Consider the following 2,960-nt stretch of genomic DNA (forward strand, 5'->3'; position numbering starts at 1 on the left):
ATGCATCCTGCGTTTGCCGGCAGCCTTGCGGCGGCTGGTGCTGAGCTTCTGCGCTACCGCAGGCTGGTAGCCATCTACAGAGCGATTACGGCGCAGTTCCCGCGAGACTGTTGACTTACAGACGCCTAACCGGCGACCAATCTCGGCCTGACTAACTTTGTCTTCACACAACAGAGCTATCTGGTATCGTAATCCTTCGGTTCACTGCTGATATTTCATAGTTACTCGCTCATCTTTAGTCGGAAGAGCAGGATAGCTTATCGGTAGCTAACCGTCCCTCCATCTACATGACCGAGCGTTGCACTTATTATCTAAATTCGCGTTGTTCCTGCTGAGTAATGGCAAAATGGCGCAAGACGAACCGCAGCCGCAGATGCTGTTCCACTGCGGCTAAACTTCATAACAAAACTAACGACGAGCGCAGGATCGGCACTATAATGACCGACTTACTGACCGTACTGATGGATAGTCATGAAATACCACGACTTACGCGACTTCCTTTCTCTGCTTGAACAACGTGGGGAATTAAAACGCATCAAACACGAGATCGATCCCGATCTGGAAATGACCGAAATAGCCGACCGCACGCTGCGTGCCAGCGGCCCAGCGCTGCTGTTCGAAAACCCCAAAGGTTACGACATGCCAGTGCTGTGCAATCTGTTTGGTACCCCGGATCGCGTGGCGATGGGCATGGGCCAGGAAGATGTTAAGGCGCTGCGTGATGTTGGCCGCCTGCTGGCATTTCTAAAAGAGCCGGAGCCGCCGCGCGGTTTTAGTGACTTCTTCGACAAAATGCCGCAGTGGAAACAGGTGCTTAACATGCCGACCAAACGGCTGCGTCATGCGCCGTGTCAGGAGCAAATCTTCGAAGGGGATGAGGTGGATCTGAACCGCATTCCAGTGATGAAATGCTGGCGGGATGATGCGGCCCCGCTGGTCACCTGGGGGCTGACGGTCACCCGTGGGCCACTTAAAAAGCGGCAGAACCTCGGTATTTATCGCCAGCAGGTGATTGGCAAAAACAAACTGATTATGCGCTGGCTGTCACACCGTGGCGGCGCGCTGGACTTCCAGGAGTGGTGCCAGCAGCATCCGGGCGAACGCTTCCCTGTTTCGGTGGCATTAGGCGCTGACCCGGCCACTATTCTGGCGGCCGTCACACCGGTGCCGGATACCCTTTCGGAATATGCCTTTGCTGGCCTGCTGCGCGGGACCAAAACCGAAGTGGTGAAATGCGTTTCTAACGATCTCGAAGTTCACGCTAGAGCTGAAATCGTGCTGGAAGGCTACATCGAGCCGGGCGAAATGGCACCGGAAGGGCCATACGGTGACCACACAGGTTACTATAATGAAGTCGACAGCTTCCCAGTATTCACCATTACACATATCACGCAGCGCCGCGATGCTATTTATCATTCGACCTATACCGGACGTCCGCCGGATGAACCTTCGGTGCTGGGCGTGGCGTTAAATGAAGTGTTTGTGCCGATCCTGCAAAAGCAGTTCCCGGAAATTGTGGATTTCTACCTGCCGCCAGAGGGCTGCTCTTATCGCTTGGCCGTAGTGACGATCAAGAAACAGTATGCCGGGCATGCCAAATGCGTCATGATGGGCGTCTGGTCTTTCCTGCGGCAGTTTATGTACACAAAATTTGTTATTGTTTGCGATGACGACGTTAATGCGCGGGACTGGAACGATGTGATCTGGGCCATCACTACGCGCATGGATCCGGCTCGTGATACGGTACTGATCAAAAACACGCCGATCGATTATCTCGATTTTGCCTCACCAGTTTCCGGCCTAGGGTCAAAAATGGGGATGGATGCGACCAACAAATGGCTTGGCGAAACGCAGCGCGAGTGGGGCACGCCGATCCGTAAGGACCCGGCGGTGACTGCTCGCATTGATGCAATTTGGGATAAGTTAGGCATCTTGAGTGACACGCCAGCGCGTTGAAGTGCTGGCGGTCAAATGGTAATGACGACCCGACAGAGAGAACGCATGACAATCTTAAACTGTAAAGTGACCTCAGTAGAGGCGATTACCGATACCGTGTACCGTGTACGACTGATCCCGGAGGCAGATTTCAACTTCCGTGCCGGACAGTATCTGATGGTCGTAATGGACGAAGATGATAAGCGTCCGTTCTCGCTGGTTTCTACGCCGATGGAAAAAGATATTATCGAACTGCATATCGGTGCTTCCGAGCTGAACCTGTATGCGATGGCAGTCATGGAGCGCATTCAGCAACAGCGTCAGATCATCGTAGATATTCCTCACGGTGATGCGTGGCTGCGTGAGGAGGGCGATCGCCCCCTAGTGCTGATTGCAGGCGGTACTGGTTTCTCCTATGCGCGTTCTATTCTGCTGACCGCACTGTCGCAGCAGCTAGATCGCGATATCGCCATTTACTGGGGCGGGCGTGAGCTGAAGCACCTGTACGATTTGGATGAACTGAACGCGTTGGCGGTTAAGCACCCGAATTTGCAGGTTATCCCGGTTGTTGAGCAGCCGGAAGAGGGCTTCACTGGCCGCAACGGCACTGTGCTGACTGCCGTAATGCAGGATTACACCAGCCTTGCCGGGCACGATATCTATATTGCCGGCAGCTTTGAAATGGCGAAAATTGCCCGTGAGCGTTTCTGTGCCGAGCGTGGCGCACAGGAAGCGCGCATATTTTGCGATGCCTTTGCCTTTATCTGACAGTTCAGGGGGCTGCAATGCCGCCCCGAGTTATTGTCAGATCTGGTGTATCCATCAGGCAACGTTCCGGTCTGATGCTTCCTTTTCCACCTGTTTGCCGTCTTTGAACGGCAGGTTGTTGACCACCAGAGTCAACAGCTCGAAACCCTTAAGTCGATTCTAGTTCTTTTGTGCTGACTTGAGCAGCTTGAATACCATCGCCAGCGTCGTCGCCCTCGAGCCGCCGTTCTTCGTCCGCTTGCTCAACAGCCTGACAG

General features: G+C 54.0%; 2 protein-coding genes and 2 pseudogenes. 2 read left to right on the plus strand and 2 right to left on the minus strand.

The window, feature by feature from the left end; all coding sequences use genetic code 11:
- Window positions 1-219, minus strand: a pseudogene (locus BBW68_RS15530) (helix-turn-helix domain-containing protein); the annotation flags it as partial.
- Between the two features lie 252 nt (window positions 220-471).
- On the opposite strand from BBW68_RS15530, the gene ubiD reads away from it, so the two are divergent.
- Entirely contained in the window at window positions 472-1,956 is a 1,485-nt protein-coding gene (gene ubiD / locus BBW68_RS02770; RefSeq protein WP_070133915.1) for a 4-hydroxy-3-polyprenylbenzoate decarboxylase, read from the plus strand.
- A 45-nt stretch (window positions 1,957-2,001) separates the two neighbouring features.
- Window positions 2,002-2,703 carry an NAD(P)H-flavin reductase gene (gene fre, locus BBW68_RS02775; protein WP_070133916.1) on the plus strand — a complete coding sequence of 234 codons (702 nt, stop codon included), beginning with the start codon at window positions 2,002-2,004 and terminating at the stop codon, window positions 2,701-2,703.
- A gap of 54 nt (window positions 2,704-2,757) precedes the next feature.
- Here fre and BBW68_RS15535 read toward each other — a convergent pair.
- Window positions 2,758-2,960: pseudogene (locus BBW68_RS15535) on the minus strand (IS256 family transposase); the annotation flags it as partial.

The sequence above is a fragment of the Candidatus Erwinia dacicola genome (assembly GCF_001756855.1).
Taxonomy (GTDB): Bacteria; Pseudomonadota; Gammaproteobacteria; order Enterobacterales; family Enterobacteriaceae; genus Erwinia; species Erwinia dacicola.